Raw genomic sequence first — 25,363 nt, 5'->3', positions numbered from 1 at the left:
GCGCTAGAGGTCGATGTCAGGCTGTGGCGTCGTGCGAGCGCGCGATGGTCAGCGCCGCGTTCACCAGAGCCAGGTGGCTCAAGCCCTGCGGGAAGTTACCCAGAAACGACCCATCCGAAGCATCGATCATTTCGCTGTACAGCCCGACGTCGTTGGACAGCTCCACCAGTTGGTCCATCAGGGCCGTGGCTTCGTCGTCACGGCCGACGCACGACAGCGCCGACACTCGCCAGAAGGCGCAGGCCACGAAGGTGGCCTCTTCCTTGTGCACGCCGCTGTAGCGATACATCAACGGCCCCGCACCGAGTTCGTCGCCGAGCGCATCTATGGTCGACGAAAGACGTTCTCCACGATCGAAATTCATCTCGGCGGCCAGGAGCACCGACGCGTCGAGTCCGTCGGCCCCGGGATACGCGAGATAGGCTTGCCGTTCCTCGGACCAGCACTGCGTTTCGATGTAGTCCCTGATGCGGCCCTTCTCCGCCTTCCACCGGTCCGGAATTCCGGGGATCTCGCCGGCCTCGGCCAAGTGAACGGCGCAGTCGAGCGCCTGCCAGCACCCGAGTTTGGAGCTGGTGTAGTGCCGCTCGTCCTCGAGTTCCCAGATCCCTGCGTCCTTGCGCTGCCATGAGTCGCAGGCCTCGTCGGCGATGCTGGCCAGTAATCGACCGGTCTCCGCGTCGAGGATGTTGCCGGCGTCGACGTACTGCCGAATGATCGAGAACAAGTCCCCGAAGATCATCAGCTGCAACTGATCTGCCGCTGCGTTGCCATTGACAACCGGCCCGATTTCGCGCCAGCCGGGCACATCCGGTTGTTCGGTTCCCCCCGGCAACTCTCCCTGGAGCGTGTAGAACACGTTGACCAGAGGACCGTTGGCCCTGATGACCTTCAACAACCAGGCGACGGCCGCGTGTACTTCCTCGCGAAGCCCGAACCGCTGCATTGCTCTGATCGTGTAGGCGGCGTCTCTGACCCAGGCGTAGCGGTAATCCCAGTTCTTCCCTCCGGTCCGGTTCTCCGGCAGAGATGTCGTCGCAGCAGCAGCGATGGCACCGGAAGGACTGTGCAGCAACAGTTTCAGCGCCAGAGCACTGCGCGCCACGTGCTCTGCCCATGGCCCCTCGTACTTGCACTCGTCCGACCACATCCGCCAGTTCAGGACGGTCCGGTCGATGCCCTCGTCCAATTTCTGCGGATCGGGCAGATGCAATGGTTCGTTCTCGGTACCGACGACTCCCAGAGCATGCCTGGAACCGGGCTCCGTGGAGAACACCCCATGAATGTTCTGCGTCTCCACCTGCGGATCGTCGATGCCCAGGGTTCGCACGGCGAGGGTCAGCCCGTCCACCCGCAGGACCGTGCCGTGCTCGGTTGTGTAGGCCCAGGGTGAGGCCTTACCGAGCATGGTTCCGGGTGCCACCTTCCACCCCATCTCGACGGTCCCGTCGAGGCCGTCGATTCGGCGCGCCAATTCCATCCACGGCAACCGCCCCGCCACACCGGTGTTCAGCGAATCCGTGACCCGCACCGTTCCGTCGGCAGTCTTGAAGGTGGTGGCGAGAACGTTTGTACCCGAGACGAATTCGCGTTGAACCGTGAAGTCCGCGACCGGTGCCAACTCGATCCATCCACCATGTTCGTAGTCCAGCAGTGCGGCGAAAGGCGGTGGTGAATCCAGATTCGGGACGGGGAGCCAATCGATGCGTCCGTCGTCGGCGATCATCGCCACGGTTCTGCCGTCACCGATCGCCGCGTAGCTCTCGATGGGGACGTACCCGTCGACTCTGGGCTTGGGCCTTCGTAACTCGCTCACGCGCTTGCCCCTTCACCGGTGTAGACGGGGCTGTTCTCGATGTTCGCCAGCAGATCCGCGGGGTCGTCGAAGACCGCTACCGCACCTGCGTCGAGCAACTCTGCGCGCGAGATTCCACCGCTCAACACGCCGATGGCGCGCACTCCGGCGCGACCGGCGGCCTCGATGTCCCACACACTGTCGCCCACCATCACCGCTCGCGGTGGTTCGACACCGGCACGCTCGAGCGCAACCGCAATGATGTCGGGTTCGGGCTTGGCAACCTCGGCGTCCTCGCCGGAGGTCACGACCGCAACAGAATCCTCGACGTCGAGCAGATCCCGCAGCGTGGACAATTCGGCTTCGGGAGCAGAAGTGGCCAGCACCACGGTGATTCCACGGGACTGGATATCTGCCAGAAGTTCCCGCGCCCCAGGCAGCACCTCGAGATCTGTAGACGCTGCAGCGTAGTACTCACCGTGCAGCCTCTTCGCCTCCGCAGCCAGCGCACTGTCGGAAGATCCGACCAGAGACTCCAGCAACTTGGAACCGTCCATCCCGATGCAACGGTGGATGCGCCAGGCCGACACCTGTCGTCCTGCCTCTCGAAACGCACGAGACCAGGCGGATACGTGCACGAAATTGGAATCGACGAGCGTGCCGTCGATGTCGAACAGAACAGCATCGACCACAACAGGGTCGACGGTCGAAACACTCACAGGCATGACCGCGGGATACCCATGGTCGATGCACGCAAACAGTCGCTGCACAAAACAACAGGCCCCCCGCTCACGCGAGGGGCCCATCGGTCGTGTCCGGTGTCAGCTGGCCTGTGCCTGCCACATCCAGTGCAGCTGCTCCAGGCGCGCAGTGATGGCGATGAGCAGGTCCTGGGTCACCGGATCGGCTTCCCCGGTGTCCGCGACACGTCCGCGAAGACGCTCGATGACCGCGGCGATGTTGTCGACGACAGCCGGGACCACTTCGCTGTCCTGCGTCCAACCCGCTCCGAAGCCCTTTGTTCCCGCAGTTGCGGAGACAGTCGCGGCGCGCCCGTCGGGGCTGACGCCGATGGACGTCGCGCGCTCGGCCGCCTGATCGGTGAAATCACGTGCTGCCGTCACCAATTCGTCGAGCTCGAGGTGCACGGAGCGAAAGTTCTTACCGATCACGTTCCAGTGGGCCTGCTTCGCGATCAGCGAAAGGTCGATCAGATCGACAACGGTTCCCTGGAGCGCGTCACCCGCGATCTTCTGCTGACCTGCGTCGAGAGTGCTGGTGATGGGGTTCGTCATGAGGTGGCCTCCCTGCCGTTGTACGACGGTATGCATCGCACGCCATTATTGTGCTTTCGTCTGTACTGCACAACGGCATGTCACCGTGCATTGTTCCACATCGGCGTCCGTTGCCCCTGTGACGCCGATCCCAGCAGAACTGCCCCGGAGCGCTCAGGGCATCATCCGAGCCTCACCCGTCCGCATGGAACCTGACACGATCTGCATTCCGAAATACGTGCCCGACGGCATCCAGCGACTCAACGTCGGGCCGGATGCGTCCACCTCCACTCGGGCCAGCCTCGCCTTTCCCTTCAGGCTGGCGACACCCACGGCCGAGCCGCTCGCCACCGGCTGTGCGAACCCGATGGACCCGAGCATCGGGAACGGCGGCCCGAAGCCGCGGGACTTCGTCCGCACCGACCATTCACCGCTGCTCACCCCGGCCTCACCCAGCACATCACCGTCGAATTCGGCCAGCACCTTGGGCAGGTGCCAGTTGGTCCGACCGCCGTGCACCGACGTCGCGGAATCGACGGCGATGAACGGCACCGACATCCTGGGGATGCGGCCGACATCCCGGCGCAGAACCGGACTCGCCAGAATCTCGCGGTACGGGCCCACCGGTGACGTCACGTAATCGACGACCATGGCCATGGTGATCGGTAGCGTCGCGGCACCCGCCGGCCCGAAGTCCGACGACCGCGCCCGATGCCACCAGATCGTGGCCCGCACATTAGCCGGCCAGGGAGCTGCAGGGCTGACGGGCCAGTCGGTGCGCTCGCTCTCGGATTCGGCCACACTCCACATCACGAATCCCTCCCGACGACGGTCAGCGGAAGACGCAGCGCGCCCGGCGCAGACAGCGGTACCACCGGACGCATCGGCTGCGTCGGTCTGATTTCCCGATACTCGGAACCCACCGCGGGCCGCCTGTCGCTCTCACCCTTGTTGGGCCACAGGGCCATTGCCCGCTCGGCCTGCGCTGTGATCGTGAGGGAAGGATTGACGCCCAGATTGGCACTGACAGCAGAGCCGTCGAGCACGTGCAGTCCGTCGTAGCCGTACACGCGCTGATAGCCGTCGATGACACCGGTCTGCGGCGAATCACCGATCGCGCAACCGCCGAGAAAATGCGCGGTCATCGGGATGTTGACGATCTCCGCGATCGATCCGCCCGGGTCGCCGCCGATCTTGTCGGCGAGCAACCTGATGGCTGTGTGTCCCTGCGGAATCCACTGCGGCGGTGGGTCGCCCGGCCCGGGCCTGCTGGTGAGGCGGCGGCCGAACGCACCCTTCTTCGATCCGAGTTCGAGAGAGTTGTCGTCGGTCTGCATCACCAACGCGATGACGGTTCGCTCCGACCACCGGTGCACCGACAGGCTGCGAACCGCAGCGCCGGGGTGACGCAGCGCCACGCCGAGGGTCTTGAGTACGCGAGGCATCTTGCCGCCGCCGTCGCTGAGCACGGTCTGCAACAGGCCGATCGCGTTGCTGCCCTTGCCATATCGCACCGGCTCGATGTGGGTGTGGTCGTCGGGATGGAACGAGGACGTAATCGCCACACCCTCGTGATAATCGACCTCACGGCCGCGGGCGGTCGCTGCGAGCACGGCCTCGGAATTGGTGCGCACCAGCGAGCCGATCTTGTTCGACAACCGTGGCAACGATCCTTTCTCCTTGGCCGCCAACATCAGCTTCTGGGTGCCGTAGGTGCCGGCCGAGAAGATCACCTGATCAGCCGTGATCGTCTTCTCGCCGCGACGCAGCTTGCCGCCGGTCCGGCGCGTCACCACGTCGTAACCTGCGCCGTTCGGCCGCACGTCCACCACGGTGGTCAACGGAAGAACATGCGCACCTGCATGTTCGGCGAGATACAGGTAATTCTTGACGAGTGTGTTCTTTGCTCCGACGCGGCACCCCGTCATGCACGATCCGCATTCGGTGCACCCGGTGCGCTCGGGCCCGGCACCACCGAAGAACGGGTCGGGCGCGGTCTTGCCACGATCACCGAAGTAGACACCGACCGGGGTCGAGGTGAACGTGTCGCCGACGCCCATGTCCTCGGCCACTTCCTTCATCACCTTGTCCGAGGGCGTGATCGTCGGGTTGGTCTCGACGCCGAGCATCCGACGCGCTTGGTCATAGTACGGAGTCAGCTCACGCTTCCAGTCCGTGATGGAACCCCACTGCGGATCCTCGAAGAACTTCGTCGGCGGCTGATACAGCGTGTTCGCATAGTTCAGCGAGCCGCCGCCCACACCGGCACCTGCCATCACCAGAACGTCGGGTAGCAAGTGGATGCGTTGCACCCCATAGCAACCCAACGCGGGAGCCCAGAGGTACTTGCGCAACCGCCAGCTGGTCTTCGGCAGCTCGTCGTCCTCGAATCGACGGCCGGATTCGAGGACCGCCACCCGGTAACCCTTCTCGACGGCCCGCAGCGCGGCAACGCTGCCGCCGAAACCGGAGCCGATGATCAATACGTCGTAGTCGCTCATGCGGATACCACCTCGTTGTCTGAATCGAGAGTGTCGGAGACGATTCGATAGTTCGAGACATCGAACTCTCGCGTCTTGTTGCGAAACCGGAATGTGTAGGTGGGCCACATCGTGGAGTTGCGGCCGTTGGCGTCGAGGTACCAACTCGAGCAGCCTCCGGCGTTCCACACCGTGCCGTCGAGCGAGGAATCCACCCACGAATTATGTTGTTGCTGAGCATTTTCGGTGACATCGACGGCCGCGATGCCACGGTCCTTCATCGCGTTCAGCGCGGACACCACGTAGTTGGCCTGCGACTCGAGCATGTAGACGATGGAGCTGTGCCCGAGGTTGGTGTTGGGTCCGTACATCAGGAAAAGATTCGGGAACCCGGCGACAGTGGTCCCGAGATGCGCCTGCGGACTACCGCCCCAATACTGAGCGAGAGTGCGGCCGTCGTCGCCGCGCAGCAGATGGGACACCGGCGGTTCGGTGGGAGTGAACCCCGTCGCGAAGATGATGGTGTCCACCTCGTGGTTGCGGCCGGAGGCGTCGACCACGCCGTTCTCGGTCACCGATGTCAGGCCAGACGTCACGAGATCGACGTCCGGCCGGTCCAGGGTCCGCAGCCAATCATTGGACAGCAGCAGCCTTTTGCAGCCGGGTGCGTAATCGGGGGTCAGAGCTGCCCGCGTCGTGGGGTTCTTGACCTGCCGCTTCAGATTCGCCTTCGCGAACACCTTCACCGCCGGTAGCATCCACGGGTTGTCGGCCAGCACCGTCACGTACGCCTCGCGGTAGCTGTAGATGACACCGCGAACTGCCCGGTGCGCCAACGGAACGCGCTTGTAGAGCGTGCGCTCGAGCCGGCCGATGGTGCGGTCCAAGCGCGGAATCACCCAGGCCGGGGTGCGCTGGAAGACCGTAAGTCGTTCTGCACTGTCGACGATCTCGGGGACGAACTGCACCGCCGACGCTCCGGTGCCGATGACGGCGACGCGCTCACCGGTGAGGTCGTGCTCGTGATTCCAGGTGGCGGAGTGGAACACCGTGCCCTCGAACGTATCGATGCCCGGAACGTCCGGGATCTTCGGAGTGGACAGCGCACCGGTGGCGGCGACCAACACCCGGACGCTCGTCGCGCCCTTCGTGGTCTGCACCGACCACCGCATCTGCGTCTCGTCCCAGGTCGCGGACAGCAATTCGCAGTTCGTGACGATTCGATCCTTCAGCTGCAGGCGGTCGACAACCGAACGTAGGTAGTCGAACAGCTCCGGTTGTCGCGCGAAGGTGTGACTCCACTCGGGGCTCGGAGCGAACGAGAACGAGTACAGCGAGGTGGGCACGTCGCACGCGCAGCCGGGATAGGTGTTGTCGCGCCAGGTCCCGCCGACGTCGCCGGCGCGCTCGATGACGGTGACGTCGGCTCCGGGGTCGTCGGCCAGGATCTTCGCCACCGCGGCAAGACCGGCGAAACCGGCCCCGACCACCAGGATGTCAACGCGCTCTTCGAGATTCATGATGTCATCACCTTGTCGGACCAGATCGGGAGGAGCCGCTCGCGCAGCTGCGCGTCGGCCTCGGGGGTACGGAACAGCGCGGACACGGCCAGGCCGCGGACGAGTTCGACACTGAGCTCGATGGATTCGGCTGACATCCGGCTACCCATCACGATCTGGGCGCCACCCTGGATCGCCTCGGCGACGCGGCGCTCGAGGGGGATCATCGCCTCGTGCAGCGCCGGATCGGTACGAGCGGCCACCCAGAGCTCGAGGGCAGCGTAGAACAAGGGCCCCGAAAACGCGTCGGCGAGGATCTCGGGTCCTCGCTCGGGGTCGGGTTGGGCCTCGAGAATCTCGGAGAGGCGGCGGTCGACCAAGTGCTCGACAGCCGCGATCACCAGCGACTCTTTGGTCGGGAAGTGATGCAGCTGCGCGCCACGAGAGACACCGGCGCGACGGGCGATCTCCTGGGTGCTGGTCTTGGCGAAGCCCAGTTCGACGAGGCAGTCGATCGCGGCGTCGAGCAGCTTCGCTCGAGTTCCTGCGGTGCGTTCGGCCTGCGTTCGACGCTCGGTCGGCCCCGTGCCGCTCAGCCCTGTGTCGGTAGTCACACTTCGCACAGTAGCGCGAAAACAACAAACAGTCCAGCCTGACTTTAAGTTGATCTTCGGCTCACTCTCGCACCCGCGACGAGGCCGATGCCCTGGACGCGCAACGGATGGCCGCGTCGACCCAAGTACCTCGGCCGAATCGGTCGACATCGCACACGTGCGCCGACTGTACCGAGCCGCCGGCGGTTTGCCTCGCCCCTCGGTGGGCCATTCCGGTTTCATGGCTCTCGCATCTCATGGACGCTTCGACTACTCCCCCATCGGCGATCGTCCACAATTCGAGTGGCCGGGCGGCGCACGCCTCGCGGTCTACGTGGCAGTCAACTGCGAGCACTTTCCCTACGACGACGGAGCGCCCGGTCTGGGCTACACGCCCGCGATGGACCAGCCGAACACCTACAACTGGGGCTGGCGTGAGTACGGCAACCGCGTCGGCGGCTTCCGCATCGCAGAAACACTGCAGCAGAGCGGAATTCGTCCGACGTTACTGGTCAACAGCGAAGTGTACGAGCACGCTCCCCAGCTGGCTGCCGCGTTCCGGACGCTCGGCGCCGAGGTTGTCGCGCACGGCCGGACGAACGCCGTGCAACCCAACGATCAGGACGAGGATTCCGAGCGCCGCTCCATCGACGATGTCACCGCTGCGATCGAGCGATACGAGGGCGCGCCGCCCCGAGGATGGATGAGCCCCGGAGCCAACCCGAGCCGTGTCACCGAGGATTTGCTGGCGGAGCGCGGGTACGGATACACCCTGGATTGGCCCATCGACGATCAGCCGGTGTGGCTGCAGACCCGGGGCGGACCGCTGCTCAGCGTCCCGTACCCGCACGAGGTCAACGATCTACCGGTGTTCGTCCACCATCATCAGACCGCATCGTCGTTCGAGCGCACCATTGTCGACAGCTTCGACGAGCTGAAGGAGAATTCGAGCCACCAGCCGGTGGTGCTCGCGATCTCGCTGCACACGTTCCTCACCGGCCAGCCGTATCGGCTCCGACGATTCCGCGCCGCTCTGCAGCACATGACCGACAACAGCGACGGCGTGTGGTTCACCACCCCCGGTGACATAGCTGAGCACTATCGAGGACTGGTTCCGCCGCCGATGACGATAGGTGACGCATAGTCGCACCGGACGACAGCAGGAACGACCGATCCGGCTGCGCGACCCGAGGCGCACTCGAACGCGCATCCGGTCCACAGCCGACCGGTGGTTCAGGCGGCTCGTTGTTTTCGGCGGTGGTAGCTGGGGATGGGGTGCCTTCTGGGGTCGACGGTGTCGGGTGGGATGGCGTAGGGGTGGCCGTCCTCTCCCATGATCAGTTGCCAGTCGCCGCGGTGAACGAGGCGGTGGCATTCACCGCAGACCAGCGCGAGGTTGCTCAGATCGGTGGTGCCGCCGTGTTCCCAGAACTTCACGTGGTGGGCTTGGCACCACTGTGCGGGGCGGCCGCACATCACGCAGCAGGTGTCGCGGATGGTCAGGGCGATGCGTTGGTCGTCGCTGGCGAGTCTTGTGGTGCGTCCGAGCGCGAGTGGGACGCCGTGGTGGTCGACGATGACGGGGGTCAGGTCGGCGTCGCAGGTGAGAAGTTCGGCGAGGAAGCGGCTCATCGGCCCGGTCCAGTCGAAGTTGAACGGCCAGTCGACATCACCCGGCTTCGGTATCGACTGCTTCCTGGCGTCATGACCTTCATCATCGTTGGCTAGTTCAGCCGAATCCGCTGCAGGGCTTCCGGATCGCTTCTCACCGCTGTGAGCGAGCAAATCCCGCAGTGGAACAACCAGATGCACCGACGCCCGCGAACCGCCGGCTGATCCGGTGGCACCACCGCGCAGGTGTCGGTCGAGAATCACATGGAGCGCGTCGGCGCGGCGCTTCGACGGGCTCCGAACATCACGTTCACCGCCCGGACCGGGCCTCGGCGCTGTCAACGGCGACAGGGCCGTGAGCAGCTTCTCGGCCAGGAGCCGGTCGATGTTTCCACCGAGTTGGTAGCGACCGTTGGCGAGAGGGTGCAGATCGAATCGATTGAGATCCGGGTTCTCCGACACCGGCACCGGCGGCTGTCCTGGCGGTGCCTGATCGCCAGTGGCCGATCCGCTGTCACCGCCGCCACCGCGTTCGCCACCGCCATCTGCACCACCAGCACCCGCTCCGGCACCATCGGCACCCGCATCCCCGGTACCGGCATTGTCAGCGGCCCGGCGGGCTTGTTCCCGCTCACGCTCGCGTCGTTCCTTCTCTGCCTTCTCGTGCCTGGCCCGGGCGTCATCGGCCGCCGAATGTGCCAGCGCCTGCGCGCGGGTGGTGACCCCGCCGGCGGTGCTTCGCCTGGCGGTGTCGAGCAGTTCGGCGACGACGGCGTCGCGGTGCCGTTCGTCCACTGTGGGATCGGCCATTACGACGGTGGTGTAGCCGTCGGCGATCGCCGACGCGTGCGCGGCATGAATCTCACCACCCGTGAGAGCGCCCAGCACAGTGGGCCAGTCGGTGAGCCAGTGTCCGAGTGCGGTCTGGCGGGCTGCGGACCCGTCGGTGATCCGAACCGATTTCGCGTACCACCGCGTCACGGTGGAGTGGCCGAGTTTCATCGCCAAACCACGCCGGTCGATCTCGGCCAACAGCGTCAATCTCGCTGCAGCGAGGGCATTTTCGCGAGAGGTCACGGCAGCGAGCTCGGAGACCAATTCCTGGTCCGCGAGCTCGAACACATCCCCCAATGCCGTCACACCACGAAAGCTATACCCACCCACCGACAAGTTCCTGTCACGGAGCGACGGTGCGGTACCGCAGCATCATTTCGTGGTCCTCGTGATCGAGCATGTGGCAGTGCCACATGTACCCCTGCAGCTCGCTCGACCCGCCCATGTCGTGGCCGTCCATCTCGTGACCCCCGTGGTGCGCGGCCGGGCCTGCGAACGTGGCGTCGGGGTCGAAGCCGAGCTCGTCGGCCGTCGGGAATCGCACGAGGATCTGCGTGACGGTGCCCGGGTACGTGTTGACGGTGTCTTTCCAGCCGGCTTCCCACGTAGCCGGCGCCGCCGATGGACCGGTGAGGAACTTCTCCACCGGCGGGGCCCACCTGGTACCGAACGTGGGCCTGGGGAAGTCGCGTTGGTACGCGGCGAGGTCGATCGGGATGCGTCCCAGAGTCCGGAAATGGGCCAGGTGCAAGTGAATCGGGTGCGGCTCCACCGTCGTATTGACGATGTTCCACATCTCCACGGTGCCCTGCTTGGGCATCTCGATATCCGGGTCCGAATACCGCAGGTTGTTGAGGTTCATCAACGTCATGTCCAGGTTGAGTCCACCGGACGGCTGATTGACCGTGACTGTTCGCGTGAACGTGGGGGTCGGCAACGGCGGCAACAGATCCGGCTGGCCCTTTCCTCCGCGGAGCAACGACGGCATACCGCCCCGGAAGCCCGCCCCGGACGCGACGCGGAACTGGCAGAACATCGGCATCGGTACCGCACCGAGCGATGCAGCCTGAGCCGGTGGCGGCTCGTCGTTGAGCAACTCGACGAGAGCCCCGGCTTCGACAGCGCCGAAGTCGACGAGAATGTCTGCGCGCTCGGCCGGCGCGAGTCGAATGCTGGTGACCTCCACCGGAGCGTCGAGCAATCCGCCGTCGTTCCCGATGACCCAGAAACGTAACTTGTTGGTGAAGAACAGGTTCCACACGCTGTAGGAGCCCGCGTTGACCACACGCAGCCGGTACATGCCCCGGGCGACTTCCATCGTCGGCCAGATCTTGCCGTTGACGACGCCCACGTCGCCGGTGCCGCCGCCTTCCCACTTACCCTGCGGCACAGTGACGTTGGAGCGGATGCTCATGCTGCCGTCGGGATTCATGATTTTTTCCTGGAGCACCAGCGGCAATTCGAACTCACCCGAGGGCAAACCGAGCGCGTTGTCGGAAGTGCCGGTGTCCCAACGATCTCGCACCAAACTCATACCGAGCAGGCCCGCATAGACGTTGATACGGGTCATCGACATGGCGTGGTCGTGGTACCACAGGCCCGCGGCATCGTTGAGCCCCGGGAAGTTGTGCGTCATCGATTCACCGGGACGCACCAGCATCTCGGAGTGCCCGTCGCTCTCCGGTGGGGTGATGCTGCCGTGCATGTGCAGAGTCGTCGGTGTCATCGTGCGATCCATCTCGCTCATGCCGTGCAGCGAGGTGTCGATGTCGGCGGCGAGTGGATTGCCCGCGGTGGTGTTCGAGTACTTCAGCGTCCAGGCTTGCCCCTTCTGCGACTCGATCGTGGGGCCGAGGTACTCGCATTCGCCGTACCCGAAGGTGGGACCGGGTCGCAGATCGGCGTGGAACGCATGGGTGGAGCTGTGCGCGTCGAGCGTGATCTCCGTGCCGGTGAGCAACGGCAACCGGGGCAGTTCGTCGCGAAACGGCGTCAGCGGCGGTGAATGGAACAACAGGGGGCTCTGCCCGCGAAGGAAGTCGTCGGCCAGCGCCCGACGTGTCGTCGACGCCACCGGAAGTGCAGCAGCACCGGCGGCCGCCGCGGCCATCGCGAGCCCCCGCAGGGCGGTTCGTCTGGACACAGCACCGCTCACCGGGCCACCTCTCTCCTGATTGTGATTGGGCCCATACTATGTGCTGGCCGGCTTCCGCCGACACCCCACACTCGGATCGTCCGGCACGTTCCTGCCGGTGGAGGGATCTATTTCGTCATGGCAACAATCACGTTCGAGCGCACGACCAGGCTGTTCCCCGGCTCCGACACCCCCGCGGTGAACGAGCTCGACCTGCACATCGAGGACGGTGAGTTCCTCGTTCTGGTCGGCCCCTCCGGCTGCGGCAAGTCGACGTCCCTGCGCATGCTCGCGGGCCTCGAAGAGGTCAATTCCGGTCGCATCCTCATCGGCGGCAAGGACGTCACCAACTCCGAGCCCAAGGATCGCGACATCGCGATGGTCTTCCAGAACTACGCGCTGTACCCGCACATGACCGTCGCGGAGAACATGGGATTCGCGCTCAAGCTGGCCAAGGCGAGCAAGGAAGACATCCGCACTCGGGTCGAGGAGGCCGCGAAGCTGCTGGACTTGGAGCCGTACCTCGACCGTAAGCCCAAGGCTCTCTCCGGTGGCCAGCGTCAGCGAGTGGCGATGGGTCGGGCCATCGTTCGGCAACCCCAGGTGTTCCTGATGGACGAGCCGCTGTCCAACCTGGACGCGAAACTGAGGGTACAGACGCGGACGCAGATCGCTCAGCTGCAGCGACGGTTGGGCACCACCACCGTCTACGTCACCCACGATCAGGTCGAGGCCATGACGATGGGTGATCGCGTCGCTGTACTCAAAGGTGGTGTGCTGCAGCAATGCGCTACCCCGCGCGAGCTGTACCGCGCCCCGGTCAATGCGTTCGTTGCCGGGTTCATGGGATCACCCTCGATGAACTTGTTCCGCGCTCCGGTCACCGATGGCGGCGTCCACCTGGCCGATCAGGTGATTCCGGTGCCTCGCCAGGCTCTCGGCTCCGCCACCGAAGTGATGTTCGGCATTCGGCCCGAGCACATCGAGATCGCCGACAGCGGTATCGCTCTCGAGATCGATGTCGTCGAGGAACTCGGTTCGGAGGCGTTCGTATTCGGGCGGGCGGACATCAACGGCCGGAGCGAGAGCATCGTCGCTCGGGCCGATTGGCGCAGCCCACCCGAGAAGGGTGACCGCGTCCACGTGCGCATCGACGACGCTCATGCGCACATCTTCGACGCGTCCGCCGACGGTCTTCGGCTGAACTGACCACCCTTGTCGTGCGCCTTTTGCACCCCTGGAGGTATGCAAAAGGCGCACGACCTCAGGCCAGCAGCTCGGCGATCTGAATCGTGTTGAGTGCAGCACCCTTGCGCAGGTTGTCGCCCGAGACGAACAGCGCCAGTCCGCGGCCCTCGGGAACGCCCGGGTCCTGGCGAATGCGGCCCACCAAGGAGTCGTCCTTGCCTGCGGCTTCGAGCGGCGTGGGCACGTCGACCAAGGTGACCCCGGGTGCCGATGCCAGCAGTTCGCGGGCCCGCTCCACCGAGAGCGGGTTGGCGAATTCGGCGTTGATCGACAGCGAGTGACCGGTGAACACCGGAACGCGCACGCAGGTGCCGCTGACCAACAGGTCCGGCAGTCCGAGAATCTTGCGCGATTCGTTGCGCAGCTTCTGGTCCTCGTCGGTTTCGCCGGATCCGTCGTCCACCAACGCACCTGCCATGGGCAGGACGTTGAAGGCGATGGGTGCGACGTACTTGTTCGGGGCCGGGAACTCCACCGAGGAACCGTCGTGCACCAGCTTTTCGGCGTCGCCGATGACGGCGCGCGCCTGGGTCGCCAGTTCCTCGACTCCGGCGAGCCCGCTACCGGAGACGGCCTGGTAGCTCGAGATGATCAGTCGCTGTAGGCCTGCCTCGTCGTGCAGCACCTTGAGTACCGGCATTGCGGCCATCGTGGTGCAGTTGGGGTTGGCGATGATGCCGCGGGGCGGGTTCTTCGCTGCCTCGGGGTTCACCTCGCTGACCACCAGCGGCACGTCGGAGTCCTTGCGGAACGCCGACGAGTTGTCGATGACGGTCGCGCCTGCTTCCACGAATCGCGGTGCCTGTTCCCGCGAGAGCGTGGCACCCGCCGAGAACAGTGCGATATCGATTCCGGCCAAGTCCGCGGTGGAGGCGTCCTCGACGATGATCTCCTCGCCCCGGAACGGCAGCTTCTTGCCGGCCGACCGGGCGGAAGCGAAGAATCGAACGGTGTCGGCGGGAAAGTTACGCTCCTCCAACAGGGTTCGCATGACGGCACCGACCTGGCCGGTGGCTCCTACGACTGCAACTGTGGTCATGGTTATCGTCCTGTTCCTGCGTGTACGACGGCTTCTTCGTCGCCGCCGAGATCGAAGGCGGCGTGTAGCGCGCGCACCGCTTCGTCGAGCTGAGTGTCGCTGCACAGCACCGAAATACGGATCTCCGACGTGCTGATCAGATCGATGTTGATGCCGGCGTCGGCGAGGGCCTCACAGAACGTCGCGGTGACGCCGGGGTGGCTCTTCATACCGGCACCGACGAGAGAGACCTTGCCGATGTGATCGTCGTAGAGCACCTGCGCGAAGCCGATTTCGGCCTGCAGCTTGGTGAGCTTCTCCACTGCCGTCGGGCCGTCGGCCTTGGGGCAGGTGAACGTGATGTCGGTCTTGCCGGTGTCGATCTTGGACACGTTCTGCAGCACCATGTCGATGTTGATCTCGGAATCTGCGACAGCGCGGAAGATCTTGGCTGCGTAGCCCGGGGTATCGGGCAGTCCGACGACGGTGACCTTCGCCTCGCTGCGATCGTGTGCGACGCCGGTGAGAATTGCTTCTTCCACTGGAATGTCCTCCATAGATCCGGAGACGATCGTTCCGGGTTTCGTGGTGTACGACGAGCGAACGTGTACGGGAACGTTGTAGCGACGGGCATATTCGACGCAGCGCAGCATCAGTACCTTCGCGCCGCAGGCCGCCATCTCGAGCATCTCCTCGAACGAGACGGTGTCGAGGTGACGGGCGTTGGGCACGATGCGCGGATCGGCGGTGAAGATGCCGTCGACGTCGGTGTAGATCTCGCAGACGTCGGCGTTCAACGCTGCGGCGAGTGCAACGGCGGTGGTGTCCGAGCCGCCGCGGCCGAGCGTGGTGACGTCCTTGCTGTCCTGGCTGACGCCCTGGAATCCGGCGACGAGCACGATCGAGCCCTCGTCGAGTGCGCTGCGCACTCGGCCGGGGGTGACGTCGATGATCTTGGCGTTGCCGTGCACGCCGGTGGTGACGACGCCGGCCTGCGATCCCGTGAACGACCGAGCCTCGGCACCGAGCGAGTGGATCGCCATCGCGACCAACGCGTTGGAGATGCGTTCACCCGAGGTGAGCAGCATGTCCATCTCGCGAGCCGGCGGGGCCGGGCACACCTGCTGGGCCAGGTCGAGCAGTTCGTCGGTGGTATCGCCCATGGCCGACACGACTACGACGACGTCGTTGCCTGCCTTCTTGGTCTCGACGATTCGTTCAGCGACGCGTCGGATACGTTCGGCGGTCCCCACCGACGATCCACCGTACTTCTGGACGATCAGAGCCACGCGTATTACCTCCGCTGGATAGCCAACTATCGGAAGATTGTCGGGAGTTTGTTCCGGGCCACCTTACCGAGTTGGTGCCCTGCGCCGTGGCCCGGGTAGCTCCGAGCTGGGACTTTAGGGCGTCCCGCCTGCGGATACGCCTGTCCTACGATGATCGGGTGACCGTTCCCGAACACCGACCGCCCCCGCCCCCGAGAGGCCTGCGAGTCCTCTTCGGGCTCCCCGCCGTCGGCCGTCGCTGGCCAGGTGGCGTGCGATCGGCGCTCGCGTTCGGCGTTCCCGCGATCGTGGCGTGGGTTCTCGGTTTCCATACCGAGGCGCTGTTGGTGGTCTCGGGCAGCTTCGCCGTCATCTATGGCGAGGCCAGGCCGTACCGTTCGCGGTGGTGGGTCGTGCTCGTCGCAGGTGGCGCTTTGGTGGCCTCGGTGTGGCTCGGCGCGTCGGCCGGCCGGGTGGCCCTCGACCTCGGCGGGACCGGCTGGTCACAACTGGTCCCGGTCGCCGTGCTCTCACTCATTGCCCTCGTCGCGAGCTATGTCGTCGCCGCACTGCGATTCGGGCCTCCCGGGGCCTTCTTTTTCGTACTGGTGTGCGCAGTGTCGTCCTACCTTCCCGGTGCCGAGATCAGCGCGGCCCGTGGAGCCGTCTGCGCCGGCATCGGCGTCGCGTCGGCGCTGGTGGTGGCGATGTCCGGCGTGTTGTGGGATCCGCGGGGCCCCGAGCGCGAGGCCGTCGGGGCCGCTGTGGGGTCGGTCGAAAAATTCACGAGCTCGCCGACGCCATCCGCGGCCGATCGTCACGCGGCGGCGGCACGTCTGCACGCGGCCTGGGCTGCGGTGTACGACGCCGGTCTCGTGCAGCTGACATCTCGGCCGGTACTGGTGCAGAGGTTGTTCGAGGCGCATCTGGAGTTTGCGGCTGCCACCGCGAAGGGTGCCGATCCGGATCAGGTGGTCGACTCGGTGTCGGATCAGTTGCCCCTGGCCCGGCCCGGCGTCGTATATCGGTTGCGACGCTCACTGCATCGGGATTCCCATGCGGCATCCACGGCGATTCGGGTCTTCTGCGCAGCCGCGGCCGCTGGTGCCATCAGCGTCGCGCTGGATCTGAGCCGACCGGACTGGGCGATACTCGGCGCGGTCCTGGTGCTGCAGCAGGGCCCCGATCGCGTGCACGGCACCTACCGGGGGTTGCAGCGGCTCGGCGGGACCCTCGCCGGAGTGGCGTTGTTCTCGGCCGTGTATCTCTCGCCGCTGACCGGCCTGGCCGTCATCGTGGTGTTGATGATGTTGCAGTTCGCGATCGAGGTCTCGATTGCCCGAAACTATGGGTTGGCCGTCACGTTCATCACCCCGCTGGCCTTGCTGATGGGCACGCTCACCCATCCCGGGGCGGCGCTCGAGGGCATCGTCGTCGACCGGGTCGTCGAAACGGGCGTGGGAGTCGCGCTTGCTTTTGCGGCGTTGTGGCTGCTGTTGCCGGGGGCGTTTCGACGTGCGTTGCGGTGGTCGGACGGTCGGGTTCTCCGCCTCACCGCAGAATTGCTGACGGTGCTGCGTACCGAAAATGTCTCTGCAGCACGCAGTCTGACGCTACGACGCGACGTGCAGTTCGAGTTGGTCGGCTCGGCGCTCGCGGGTGCCGAAGCGGCGCACAACAATCGACGCTGGGCGCATCGAGTGTGGACTCGACATGCCGAAGTCGATCACCTCGGATACGAACTGCTCGCCCACTGTTGGACCGTCACCGATGTCGACCGAATGGACGACATCGATCGTTGGCAGCGCAGAGTCGACGCAATCACCGAAAAATCGGAGTCGCCAACCCTGGGGTGAGCCCTCTGTCTGCGGTAGTACACTCGGCACATGCTGCGAGCTCTCCTTCTTAACAGCCGCGACGGGGTCTGAGACCAGACTGGCTTCCCGTCGCGGGGTTCGTTGCGCCGGTCGAACACATTGCTCTGATCTGTATGGAGAGACGAAGACCATGTCACCAGCCGACGCATTCACCTCGGGAACTCGCACCATCACACCGCCCTCGCGGCCCGCGCCCAGCGACCAGCCCGCCTGGAACACCCAGAAGAACTCCTCGATGCCCACGTTCCGCTATCGGCCGTTCGCCGAGGAAGTGGAAGCCGTCACCCTCCCCGACCGCACGTGGCCGGACAAGATCATCGACCGGACGCCGCAATGGTGCGCGGTGGATCTGCGCGACGGCAACCAGGCGTTGATCGACCCGATGAGCCCGGCCCGCAAACGCCGCATGTTCGATCTGCTGGTTCGAATGGGATACAAGCAGATCGAGGTCGGCTTCCCGTCGGCCAGCCAGACCGACTTCGACTTCGTTCGCGAGATCATCGAAGACGGCGCAATCCCCGACGACGTCACCATCCAGGTGCTGACACAGTGCCGACCCGAGCTGATCGAGCGCACCTTCGTCGCCTGCGAAGGTGCCCGCAGCGTCATCGTGCACTTCTACAATTCGACGTCGATCCTGCAGCGCCGAGTGGTGTTCAGGGCCGATCGTGACGTCATCAAGAAGATCGCCACCGACGGTGCCAGCAAGGTCCTCGAAGAGGCAGCCAAGTTCCCCGATACCGACTGGCGCTACGAGTACTCCCCCGAGTCCTACACCGGCACCGAACTCTCGTACGCCAAAGAGGTGTGCGACGCGGTCACCGCAATCATCGATCCCACACCCGACAAGCCGCTGATTCTGAACCTGCCGGCCACCGTCGAGATGGCGACGCCCAACGTCTACGCCGACTCGATCGAGTGGATGAGCCGCAACCTCGACCGCCGCGACAGCCTCGTACTGTCACTGCACCCGCACAACGACCGCGGAACCGGCGTTGCCGCAGCAGAACTCGGCTACCAGGCCGGCGCAGATCGGATCGAGGGCTGCCTGTTCGGCAACGGTGAGCGCACCGGCAATGTCTGCTTGGTCACCCTCGGGCTGAACCTGTTCACCCGTGGCGTCGACCCGCAGATCGACTTCTCCAACATCGACGAGGTTCGTCGAACAGTGGAGTACTGCAACCAACTTCCCGTCGCCGAGCGTCACCCCTACGGCGGCGATCTGGTCTACACCGCCTTCTCCGGCAGCCACCAGGACGCCATCAACAAGGGCCTGGACGCGATGAAAGTCACTGCGGACGAACTGAATACCGACATCGGTGACGTCACCTGGCAGGTTCCGTACCTGCCCATCGACCCCAAGGACGTCGGTCGCACCTACGAGGCCGTCATTCGCGTCAACTCGCAGTCCGGCAAGGGTGGCGTCGCGTACATCATGAAGTCCGATCACGGACTGAACCTGCCGCGTCGCCTGCAGATCGAATTCTCCCAGTCCGTCCAGCGCATCACCGACGGTGAGGGCGGCGAGGTCTCGCCCAAGGAGATGTGGGACGTCTTCGCCGAGGAGTACCTGACGCCGATCCGTCCGCTCGAGCGCATCAAGCAGTCGGTCGTCGCAGCCGAGCACGATGGCGGCACCGACTCGATCACCGCGACGGTCAAGGTCGACGGCGTCGAGCAGGAGATCTCCGGATCCGGCAACGGTCCCCTCGCGTCCTTCGTCGATGCCCTGTCGACCATCGGGTACGACGTCAGTGTCCTCGACTACTCCGAGCACGCCATGTCCGCGGGCGACGACGCCCAGGCCGCAGCGTACGTCGAAGCCTCGGTGACCTCGCCTGCCGGCGTTGCCACCACTGTCTGGGGCGTCGGAATCGCGACGTCGATCACCACCGCCTCGCTGCGTGCTGTGGTCTCGGCTGTGAACCGCGCGCTGAAGTAGGTTTCCTACGCGACGAAAAGCCGCTCATCCGTGCATCGGATGAGCGGCTTTTCGCATGTGAGGGCTATCGATGCACTGTGGTGGTCGGAGCGCGGCGCATGTAGAACCACATCAGCAGAGTGAACAACGCTCCGGCACCAACCGCGCCGAGCAGTGATTTCCACCAGGGCTCGTCGTTGAGCAGCATAAAAAATACAAACATCAACACGGTGTAGATGACGCTTCCCGCAGCTAACTTCATCGCATCTCTCCCGGCTTTCGTCGATCAGAATCGTTACCAACGCTAACTCAGTAGTCGACGAAGGGAAACCCGCGCGCTATATTCACTTCGACTCGACGAGGTTCAACCCCGAGTCGATGTGTGCCATGCAACAATATCGGTGCCGTCGGGGCACACAATGAAATGGAAGTTTGCTATGAACTCTTTCTGGGATTTCCTCTGGCTTCTCATCGTCGGATTCGCGTTCGTGGCCTATCTCATGGTGATGTTTTCGATCATCGGAGACCTCTTCCGTGATCACAAGACATCCGGAGTCGCCAAAGCCGTGTGGGTGTTCTTCCTGATCGTCGCACCGTTCCTCACCGCGCTGATCTATCTGATCGCCAATGGCAGCAACATGGCCAAGCGACAGGTCGCAGCGGTGCAGCACGCGAAGGACCAGCAGGAGGAGTACATCAAACACGTCGCCGGCCATTCTGCGTCCGAGGAGATCGCTCACGCAAAGGCGTTGCTGGACAACGGAACCATCGATCAGAACGAGTTCGCCACGCTCAAGGCCAAAGCGCTGTCCTGAACTCCGCTTCTGCTCGGAACGCATCCAGAACAGCGGCGTTGGCCGGCAACCGGCCCGCGTCGGGCCTGGTCGCAAGCTCGTAGATGCGTCCGGCCCGGACACCGGACAGTTCACGGCGCACCAGACCGGGATGTACGACCGCATAGCGCGGCATCAATGCGACGCCATGGCCCGCGGCAACGAGGGTTTCGGTAACGCGAAAGTCGTTCACGCGCTGTATAACTCGCGGCTCGACGCCGGTGGCGGCGGCCACCGAAAGCAGCACGTCGTCGACCGGAAATCCGCCGCGAACACTGATCCATCGCTCGTCCGTCAATTCCCGCAGGTCCACCGTGTCATGATGCGCCAGAGCATGATCGGGTGGCATGACCAGGTCGATGGGTTCGCGCATCAGCGTCGTCACCTCGATCCGCGGGCCCGCGGTCGACGGCGCGCGCTCGTCCCGGTGAGTGAGTACGACGTCGTAGTCCGCGAGCAGTTCGGGCACCGAGGACGCCGGCAGGTCTTCGTCACGGGCATCGATGTCGACGCCCGAGTCCGCCAGCCGAGTCAACAATCCAGGGAGGAGTAGCGCAGCACCGGACGGGAACAGGGCGACTCTCACCCGTCCCCGCGGGGACGCCCGATAGCGATCCATCTCTGCGGTGGCCCGGGCGAGGGCAGCGAGCACGTCGTCGGTTCGCAGCACCAATGCGCGACCTGCGTCGGTGAGCCGAAGCCGTCGGCCGTCGGGTTCGAGGAGAGTGACCCCGGCTTCCCGAGCCAAGAGCTTGAGTTGCTGAGAGACCGCCGACGGGGTCATCGACATCGCTTCGGCAACAGCGGCGACGGTTCCGCGGTCGGCGAGTTCTCCGAGGATCCGGAGCCGCTCCACATTCATGCAGTAAATCTTAACTGTTGATGCGGATATATTCGATTGTGCTGATCAATCCTAGAAGTCACCATTGACGACATGACCACTCGCGACCGCCTCCTCGGATTGACCGTCGCCGTGCTGTGGGGGCTCAACTTTCTCGCAATACGCGTCGGACTCGACCATTTTCCGCCGTTCTTCTTCGGTGCCTTGCGCTTCCTGGTCATCGCCATTCCAGTCGTACTGTTCGTCCCGCGACCGAAGGTGCCACTCAAGTGGCTGCTGCTCTACGGATTCGGCTTCGGCTTCCTGCAGTTCGCCTTCCTGTTCGCGGCGATGGCGGCCGGCATGCCCACCGGATTGGCGTCGCTGGTGCTGCAGTCGTCCGCCCCGTTCACCGTCGTGCTCGGGGCCATCCTGCTGCGTGAGCACGTGACCCGCAGGCAAGCGATCGGCATCGGAATTGCCGTGTTCGGCATGGTGCTGATCGGCTGGGACCGCGCACACAACGCCACGCTGCTCCCGGTCATCCTGACTCTCCTCGCCGGACTCGGCTGGGCGTTCGGCAATCTGGGAAACCGACTGGCCAAGTCCGAATCGCCGATGAAGCTGATGCTGTGGATGACCGTTGTGCCGCCGATACCGATGCTGGGGCTGTCCGCGATATTCGAGGGACCGAGCACCGGATGGCATGCCCTCACCGACTCGTTCGGTGCGCAGGGCTGGCCCGGTCTGGTCGCCTTGGCGTACATCGTGATTCCGGCCACGATCATCGGAAGCGGCCTGTGGAGCATTCTGATGAGCCGTAACCCCGCGGGCGTAGTCGCGCCGTTCTCGTTGCTGGTTCCCGTCGTCGGCATCGCCGGTGCCTGGATCTTCCTGGGCGAGAATCCGTCCGTGTTCGCGCTGATCGGCGGTGTCGTCGTGATCGGTGGATGTCTGGGCGGCATGGTCGTCCGCCGCCCGCGCGGCGCGACGCCGGTGTTGGAGGCCGCACCCGTCTGAGTCGGGATGAAACAGTCCCGCCGGTTGTGCCAGACTCGGCGGATGGTTGAAGTGGGTGAGCGCAGACGTATCGGCGCACGTGGCCGCGTGGCTCTGCGCGCGGCAGAGCTGGCGACCTGGGCGTCTCGCAAGGCGGGCCGAGGCAAGGGCTCGATGATCGGCGGCCTCGTCGCACTCAAGATCGATCCGAACATCCTCGGCGAGCTGGGCCGGAATCGGCGCACCGTCATCGTCACCGGCACCAACGGCAAATCCACCACCACCAGAATGACGGCCGCCGCGCTGGCCACCCTGGGCGACGTGGCCACTCAGGCCGACGGTGCCAACATGGATGCCGGCATCGTCGCCGCGCTGCACGCGCACTTCGACTCTCCTCTGGCCGCCCTCGAGGTCGACGAACTGCACGTCCCACACGTCTCCGACGCCGTGGACCCGACTGCGATCGTGCTACTCAACCTCAGTCGCGATCAGCTCGACCGCGTGGGCGAGATCAACATGATCGAGCGCAAGCTACGTGCAGGACTCGCCCGGCATCCCGAGACCGTGGTCATCGCCAACTGCGACGACGTCCTGGTCACCTCGGCCGCATTCGACGCCCCGAACGTCGTATGGGTCGCGGCGGGTGGCGGGTGGGCAGGCGACTCGGTCAGCTGCCCCCGCACCGGCGAACCCATCCTGTGGGAGGGCGAGCACTGGTACAGCACCGGCAGCGACTTCAAGCGTCCCACGCCGGACTGGTGGCTCGACGACGAGAACCTCTACGGCCCCGACGGACTCGTTCTGCCGATGAAACTGGCGCTGCCCGGAAAAGCCAACCGCGGCAACGCAGCTCAAGCGGTTGCTGCCGCGGTGACCCTGGGTGCGACGCCCGAGGACGCCGTCGCGGCCGCGTCGAGCGTCGACGAGGTGGCCGGGCGCTACTCCACCGTTCAGTATGGATCTCATTCCGTCAGAATGCTTCTCGCCAAGAACCCCGCCGGTTGGCAGGAGGCGCTGTCGATGATCGACCCCACCTGCGACGGTCTCGTCATCGCCGTCAACGGTCAGGTCCCGGACGGCGAGGATCTGTCGTGGCTGTGGGACGTTCGGTTCGAGCATTTCGAGAATGTCGCCGTCGTCGCCGCCGGCGAACGTGCGACCGACCTCGGGGTACGCCTGCTCTACGCGGGCTCGCAGCACACCACCATCGCAGATCCGTTGCAGGCCATTGCATCCTGCCCGCCCGGACGCGTCGAGGTACTCGCCAACTACACCGCGTTCCGCGACCTCGGACGCGCACTGGCCCGGGAGGCGAAAGATGTCTGAGTCCACCGTCCGCATCGGCCTCGTCCTGCCCGACGTGATGGGCACTTACGGCGACAACGGCAATGCGCTCATTCTGCGGCAGCGGCTGCGCATGCGAGATATCGACGCCGAGGTCGTGCAAATCACCCTCAGCGATCCGGTTCCCGACTCACTCGACGTGTACACCCTTGGTGGAGCCGAGGATTCGGCTCAGCGCCTGGCGACGCGTCATCTCACCCGATACCCGGGCCTGCAGAACGCCGCAGCTCGCGGCGCGCCGGTGCTCGCCATCTGCGCGGCGATCCAGGTACTCGGCCACTGGTACGAGACCTCCGCAGGCGAACGCGTCGACGGCATCTCGCTGTTCGACGTCACCACCGCGCCGCAGGCCACCCGGTCCATCGGCGAGGTCGTCACCGAACCCGCGCTCGAGGGCCTCACCCAGAAGCTCACCGGATTCGAGAACCACCGCGGCGGAACAACACTCGGCCTGGACGCGTCCCCACTGGCCAAGGTCACTCACGGAGTGGGTAACGGTGTCGGCGACGGACGAGAAGGCGTCGTACAGGGTTCTGTGCTGGGCACCTACATGCACGGGCCGGTCCTCGCGCGAAACCCGGAGCTTGCCGACTACTTGCTCGAGCGGGCATTGGGAACCACTCTCGCTCCACTCGAGCTGCCCGAGGTGGCGCAGTTGCGCAAGGAGCGGCTTCGCCGCACGTGAATGAAACTTCGTAGCCCACTACGAATTGCCACTCACAAGGGGCACCGCTCGCACGAGTACGACGCGTCGGTCCATCCCTCTTTCACCAGCACCTCGCGGACCTCGCCGTACACGCCGCACGGGTCCTGGGTCACTTCGTGCCAGCCGTACACCAGCCGCGGCAGGTTCCGCAGCTCCGCGGCATTGTCCCGTCTACGGTCGCGAAAGCGTCGTTGCTTGGCGGAGTGGAAAGCCTGGCCGTCCAGCCTGACAATGAGGTCGCAGATCTCGTAGCGAATGTCCTCGAAGAGCTGCCGGCCGTCGACGAACACCGGGGCCTGGCGCTGCCCGGTCGGAAGACCGTGCGCCTGCTCGACATCGAGAACGTACCGGTGCTCGAGTGGGGAATGAACCCCGTCGCGCATCAATGCCAGGGTGTGCAGAATAGGTTTCAAGTAGCGCATCGGTCGCCGAGCTTCGATCTTGCGTGTCATTGCCGCAACGTTCACTCCACCCGACGACATGGCCGAGACCAACGTGATCGTCGCCTGCCCCGACGTCGGCTCTGCGACTGCGAGGTCGAGGACTGTGTCGACGGTGCTCGTGCGTGCCGGATTCGTCTCGACACCGATGTGCACCATGGCTCGGGAACGGTGCACGATCACGCCGGGATGGATTTGTTCATTGCTTTCCGAAGTGAAGTTCTGCTTGGCGTGCCGCACTGTCGGTGGCCTACTGATTGCCGAGCACCCGTAAGGGACGGTTACGTGCACCGGACCGTCCCCGCGAGGAACGAATCCCCACTCCTCGGCAGCAGTGGTGTGACTGAGCAGCGCTCCCCGCCCCGCGTACAGCAACGCTGCCGACAGCTGCATCTCGCGTGTCAGCGGCCCGTTCGTCACCGATATGACTCCACGAAACACTCTCAGCCACTGCCCGGTTTCCACGCAATGGTCGATCGAATCCTTGTTGACGCCGTTCTCGTACATCTGCTTGGTGGTGATGATTCCATGCTGAGCGTCGAGCAGCTTCTGCCAGTTTCCCGCTGGTCTCGTCCCCATGGACTGAGGATGCTCGGTTTGCGATGACTGCGTCAGAATCTATCCACAGGCTGTGGATGGACGCGGGTCGTGAGTGGAAATTCGACTCCT

22 protein-coding genes are annotated in these 25,363 nt (G+C 64.9%); 8 read left to right on the top strand and 14 right to left on the bottom strand.

Features of this window, described 5'->3' with window-relative positions; all coding sequences use genetic code 11:
• Positions 1 to 16: 16 nt before the first annotated feature.
• From RHODMAR_RS06780 to RHODMAR_RS06750, 7 genes are all read right to left on the bottom strand, one after another.
• Complete coding sequence (locus RHODMAR_RS06780; protein WP_008712716.1) at positions 17 to 1,816, bottom strand: glycoside hydrolase family 15 protein; 1,800 nt, start codon at positions 1,814 to 1,816, stop codon at positions 17 to 19.
• Positions 1,813 to 2,520 (bottom strand): HAD family hydrolase, encoded by a 708-nt coding sequence (locus RHODMAR_RS06775; RefSeq protein WP_042938274.1) that lies wholly within the window; start codon positions 2,518 to 2,520, stop codon positions 1,813 to 1,815. The genes RHODMAR_RS06780 and RHODMAR_RS06775 overlap by 4 nt, the downstream gene beginning before the upstream one ends.
• A gap of 96 nt (positions 2,521 to 2,616) precedes the next feature.
• Positions 2,617 to 3,090, bottom strand: a complete 474-nt coding sequence (locus RHODMAR_RS06770; protein WP_008712712.1) for a Dps family protein — start codon at positions 3,088 to 3,090, stop codon at positions 2,617 to 2,619.
• 153 nt (positions 3,091 to 3,243) lie between these two features.
• Positions 3,244 to 3,879, bottom strand: a complete 636-nt coding sequence (locus tag RHODMAR_RS06765; RefSeq protein WP_008712710.1) for an acetoacetate decarboxylase family protein — start codon at positions 3,877 to 3,879, stop codon at positions 3,244 to 3,246.
• Positions 3,879 to 5,570, bottom strand: coding sequence for a GMC oxidoreductase (locus RHODMAR_RS06760; RefSeq protein ID WP_008712708.1), 1,692 nt, complete (start codon positions 5,568 to 5,570; stop codon positions 3,879 to 3,881). The genes RHODMAR_RS06765 and RHODMAR_RS06760 overlap by 1 nt, the downstream gene beginning before the upstream one ends.
• Positions 5,567 to 7,069 carry a flavin-containing monooxygenase gene (locus tag RHODMAR_RS06755; protein ID WP_008712706.1) on the bottom strand — a complete coding sequence of 501 codons (1,503 nt, stop codon included), beginning with the start codon at positions 7,067 to 7,069 and terminating at the stop codon, positions 5,567 to 5,569. Before RHODMAR_RS06755 ends, RHODMAR_RS06760 begins: the two co-directional genes overlap by 4 nt.
• Positions 7,066 to 7,671 carry a TetR/AcrR family transcriptional regulator gene (locus RHODMAR_RS06750; protein ID WP_442970036.1) on the bottom strand — a complete coding sequence of 202 codons (606 nt, stop codon included), beginning with the start codon at positions 7,669 to 7,671 and terminating at the stop codon, positions 7,066 to 7,068. The genes RHODMAR_RS06755 and RHODMAR_RS06750 overlap by 4 nt, the downstream gene beginning before the upstream one ends.
• A gap of 211 nt (positions 7,672 to 7,882) precedes the next feature.
• On the opposite strand from RHODMAR_RS06750, the gene RHODMAR_RS06745 reads away from it, so the two are divergent.
• The gene (locus RHODMAR_RS06745) at positions 7,883 to 8,785 is read left to right on the top strand and encodes a polysaccharide deacetylase family protein (RefSeq protein ID WP_008712702.1); all 903 of its coding nucleotides are present in this window, start codon (positions 7,883 to 7,885) and stop codon (positions 8,783 to 8,785) included.
• A gap of 89 nt (positions 8,786 to 8,874) precedes the next feature.
• Here RHODMAR_RS06745 and RHODMAR_RS06740 read toward each other — a convergent pair whose 3' ends face one another.
• Together RHODMAR_RS06740 and RHODMAR_RS06735 are read right to left on the bottom strand one after the other, a co-directional pair.
• Positions 8,875 to 10,392: an HNH endonuclease signature motif containing protein gene (locus tag RHODMAR_RS06740; protein ID WP_042938273.1), complete on the bottom strand. Its 1,518-nt coding sequence runs from the start codon at positions 10,390 to 10,392 to the stop codon at positions 8,875 to 8,877.
• A gap of 37 nt (positions 10,393 to 10,429) precedes the next feature.
• A complete protein-coding gene (locus RHODMAR_RS06735) occupies positions 10,430 to 12,241 on the bottom strand; it encodes a multicopper oxidase family protein (protein ID WP_008712697.1) in 1,812 nt (603 codons plus the stop codon).
• A 117-nt stretch (positions 12,242 to 12,358) separates the two neighbouring features.
• On the opposite strand from RHODMAR_RS06735, the gene RHODMAR_RS06730 reads away from it, so the two are divergent.
• Positions 12,359 to 13,429, top strand: a complete 1,071-nt coding sequence (locus RHODMAR_RS06730; protein WP_008712695.1) for an ABC transporter ATP-binding protein — start codon at positions 12,359 to 12,361, stop codon at positions 13,427 to 13,429.
• 55 nt (positions 13,430 to 13,484) lie between these two features.
• Here RHODMAR_RS06730 and RHODMAR_RS06725 read toward each other — a convergent pair whose 3' ends face one another.
• Both RHODMAR_RS06725 and RHODMAR_RS06720 read right to left on the bottom strand, forming a co-directional pair.
• Positions 13,485 to 14,507, bottom strand: a complete 1,023-nt coding sequence (locus RHODMAR_RS06725; RefSeq protein WP_008712693.1) for an aspartate-semialdehyde dehydrogenase — start codon at positions 14,505 to 14,507, stop codon at positions 13,485 to 13,487.
• A gap of 2 nt (positions 14,508 to 14,509) precedes the next feature.
• Positions 14,510 to 15,775: an aspartate kinase gene (locus tag RHODMAR_RS06720; protein WP_008712691.1), complete on the bottom strand. Its 1,266-nt coding sequence runs from the start codon at positions 15,773 to 15,775 to the stop codon at positions 14,510 to 14,512.
• A 158-nt stretch (positions 15,776 to 15,933) separates the two neighbouring features.
• Here RHODMAR_RS06720 and RHODMAR_RS06715 point away from each other — a divergent pair, with 158 nt between their 5' ends.
• Complete coding sequence (locus RHODMAR_RS06715) at positions 15,934 to 17,610, top strand: FUSC family protein (protein WP_042938271.1); 1,677 nt, start codon at positions 15,934 to 15,936, stop codon at positions 17,608 to 17,610.
• A gap of 151 nt (positions 17,611 to 17,761) precedes the next feature.
• Entirely contained in the window at positions 17,762 to 19,573 is a 1,812-nt protein-coding gene (leuA, locus tag RHODMAR_RS06710; RefSeq protein WP_008712685.1) for a 2-isopropylmalate synthase, read from the top strand.
• Positions 19,574 to 19,637: 64 nt separating this feature from the next.
• Here leuA and RHODMAR_RS28160 read toward each other — a convergent pair whose 3' ends face one another.
• Positions 19,638 to 19,814 carry a hypothetical protein gene (locus RHODMAR_RS28160; protein WP_008712683.1) on the bottom strand — a complete coding sequence of 59 codons (177 nt, stop codon included), beginning with the start codon at positions 19,812 to 19,814 and terminating at the stop codon, positions 19,638 to 19,640.
• Positions 19,815 to 19,989: 175 nt separating this feature from the next.
• Here RHODMAR_RS28160 and RHODMAR_RS06705 point away from each other — a divergent pair, with 175 nt between their 5' ends.
• Positions 19,990 to 20,367 (top strand): SHOCT domain-containing protein, encoded by a 378-nt coding sequence (locus RHODMAR_RS06705; RefSeq protein ID WP_198289409.1) that lies wholly within the window; start codon positions 19,990 to 19,992, stop codon positions 20,365 to 20,367.
• Here the strand turns inward: RHODMAR_RS06705 and RHODMAR_RS06700 are convergent.
• A complete protein-coding gene (locus RHODMAR_RS06700; RefSeq protein ID WP_008712681.1) occupies positions 20,345 to 21,247 on the bottom strand; it encodes a LysR family transcriptional regulator in 903 nt (300 codons plus the stop codon). The two genes, RHODMAR_RS06705 and RHODMAR_RS06700, sit on opposite strands and share 23 nt — an antisense overlap.
• A 72-nt stretch (positions 21,248 to 21,319) precedes the next feature.
• On the opposite strand from RHODMAR_RS06700, the gene RHODMAR_RS06695 reads away from it, so the two are divergent.
• From RHODMAR_RS06695 to RHODMAR_RS06685, 3 genes are read left to right on the top strand one after another with little or no spacing between them, the layout of a single operon-like run.
• The gene (locus tag RHODMAR_RS06695) at positions 21,320 to 22,225 is read left to right on the top strand and encodes an EamA family transporter (protein WP_008712679.1); all 906 of its coding nucleotides are present in this window, start codon (positions 21,320 to 21,322) and stop codon (positions 22,223 to 22,225) included.
• Between the two features lie 42 nt (positions 22,226 to 22,267).
• Positions 22,268 to 23,530: a Mur ligase family protein gene (locus tag RHODMAR_RS06690; protein WP_042938267.1), complete on the top strand. Its 1,263-nt coding sequence runs from the start codon at positions 22,268 to 22,270 to the stop codon at positions 23,528 to 23,530.
• Positions 23,523 to 24,233, top strand: coding sequence for a type 1 glutamine amidotransferase (locus RHODMAR_RS06685; protein ID WP_008712673.1), 711 nt, complete (start codon positions 23,523 to 23,525; stop codon positions 24,231 to 24,233). Before RHODMAR_RS06690 ends, RHODMAR_RS06685 begins: the two co-directional genes overlap by 8 nt.
• 32 nt (positions 24,234 to 24,265) lie before the next feature.
• On the opposite strand, the gene RHODMAR_RS06680 is transcribed toward RHODMAR_RS06685, so the two are convergent.
• The gene (locus RHODMAR_RS06680; RefSeq protein WP_042938265.1) at positions 24,266 to 25,273 is read right to left on the bottom strand and encodes a type IV toxin-antitoxin system AbiEi family antitoxin domain-containing protein; all 1,008 of its coding nucleotides are present in this window, start codon (positions 25,271 to 25,273) and stop codon (positions 24,266 to 24,268) included.
• Positions 25,274 to 25,363: the final 90 nt, after the last annotated feature.

Origin of the sequence: Rhodococcus sp. AW25M09, assembly GCF_000333955.1 — a bacterium.
In the GTDB taxonomy this organism is placed as follows: domain Bacteria; phylum Actinomycetota; class Actinomycetes; order Mycobacteriales; family Mycobacteriaceae; genus Rhodococcoides.
The sequence above is the reverse complement of the archived record's forward strand: the minus strand, read 5'-3'. Positions and strand labels throughout refer to the sequence as shown.

Excerpts from the sequence above, each read along its gene's own strand:
- RHODMAR_RS06765 (WP_008712710.1), bottom strand. The coding sequence starts at position 3,879 with ATGTGGAGTGTGGCCGAATCCGAGAGCGAGCGCACCGACTGGCCCGTC.
- RHODMAR_RS06745 (WP_008712702.1), top strand. The coding sequence starts at position 7,883 with ATGGCTCTCGCATCTCATGGACGCTTCGACTACTCCCCCATCGGCGAT.
- RHODMAR_RS06700 (WP_008712681.1), bottom strand. The coding sequence starts at position 21,247 with ATGAATGTGGAGCGGCTCCGGATCCTCGGAGAACTCGCCGACCGCGGA.
- RHODMAR_RS06770 (WP_008712712.1), bottom strand. The coding sequence starts at position 3,090 with ATGACGAACCCCATCACCAGCACTCTCGACGCAGGTCAGCAGAAGATC.
- RHODMAR_RS06730 (WP_008712695.1), top strand. The coding sequence starts at position 12,359 with ATGGCAACAATCACGTTCGAGCGCACGACCAGGCTGTTCCCCGGCTCC.
- leuA (WP_008712685.1), top strand. The coding sequence starts at position 17,762 with ATGTCACCAGCCGACGCATTCACCTCGGGAACTCGCACCATCACACCG.
- RHODMAR_RS28160 (WP_008712683.1), bottom strand. The coding sequence starts at position 19,814 with ATGAAGTTAGCTGCGGGAAGCGTCATCTACACCGTGTTGATGTTTGTA.
- RHODMAR_RS06705 (WP_198289409.1), top strand. The coding sequence starts at position 19,990 with ATGAACTCTTTCTGGGATTTCCTCTGGCTTCTCATCGTCGGATTCGCG.
- RHODMAR_RS06685 (WP_008712673.1), top strand. The coding sequence starts at position 23,523 with ATGTCTGAGTCCACCGTCCGCATCGGCCTCGTCCTGCCCGACGTGATG.
- RHODMAR_RS06755 (WP_008712706.1), bottom strand. The coding sequence starts at position 7,069 with ATGAATCTCGAAGAGCGCGTTGACATCCTGGTGGTCGGGGCCGGTTTC.
- RHODMAR_RS06775 (WP_042938274.1), bottom strand. The coding sequence starts at position 2,520 with ATGCCTGTGAGTGTTTCGACCGTCGACCCTGTTGTGGTCGATGCTGTT.
- RHODMAR_RS06680 (WP_042938265.1), bottom strand. The coding sequence starts at position 25,273 with ATGGGGACGAGACCAGCGGGAAACTGGCAGAAGCTGCTCGACGCTCAG.
- RHODMAR_RS06760 (WP_008712708.1), bottom strand. The coding sequence starts at position 5,570 with ATGAGCGACTACGACGTATTGATCATCGGCTCCGGTTTCGGCGGCAGC.
- RHODMAR_RS06690 (WP_042938267.1), top strand. The coding sequence starts at position 22,268 with ATGGTTGAAGTGGGTGAGCGCAGACGTATCGGCGCACGTGGCCGCGTG.
- RHODMAR_RS06725 (WP_008712693.1), bottom strand. The coding sequence starts at position 14,507 with ATGACCACAGTTGCAGTCGTAGGAGCCACCGGCCAGGTCGGTGCCGTC.
- RHODMAR_RS06695 (WP_008712679.1), top strand. The coding sequence starts at position 21,320 with ATGACCACTCGCGACCGCCTCCTCGGATTGACCGTCGCCGTGCTGTGG.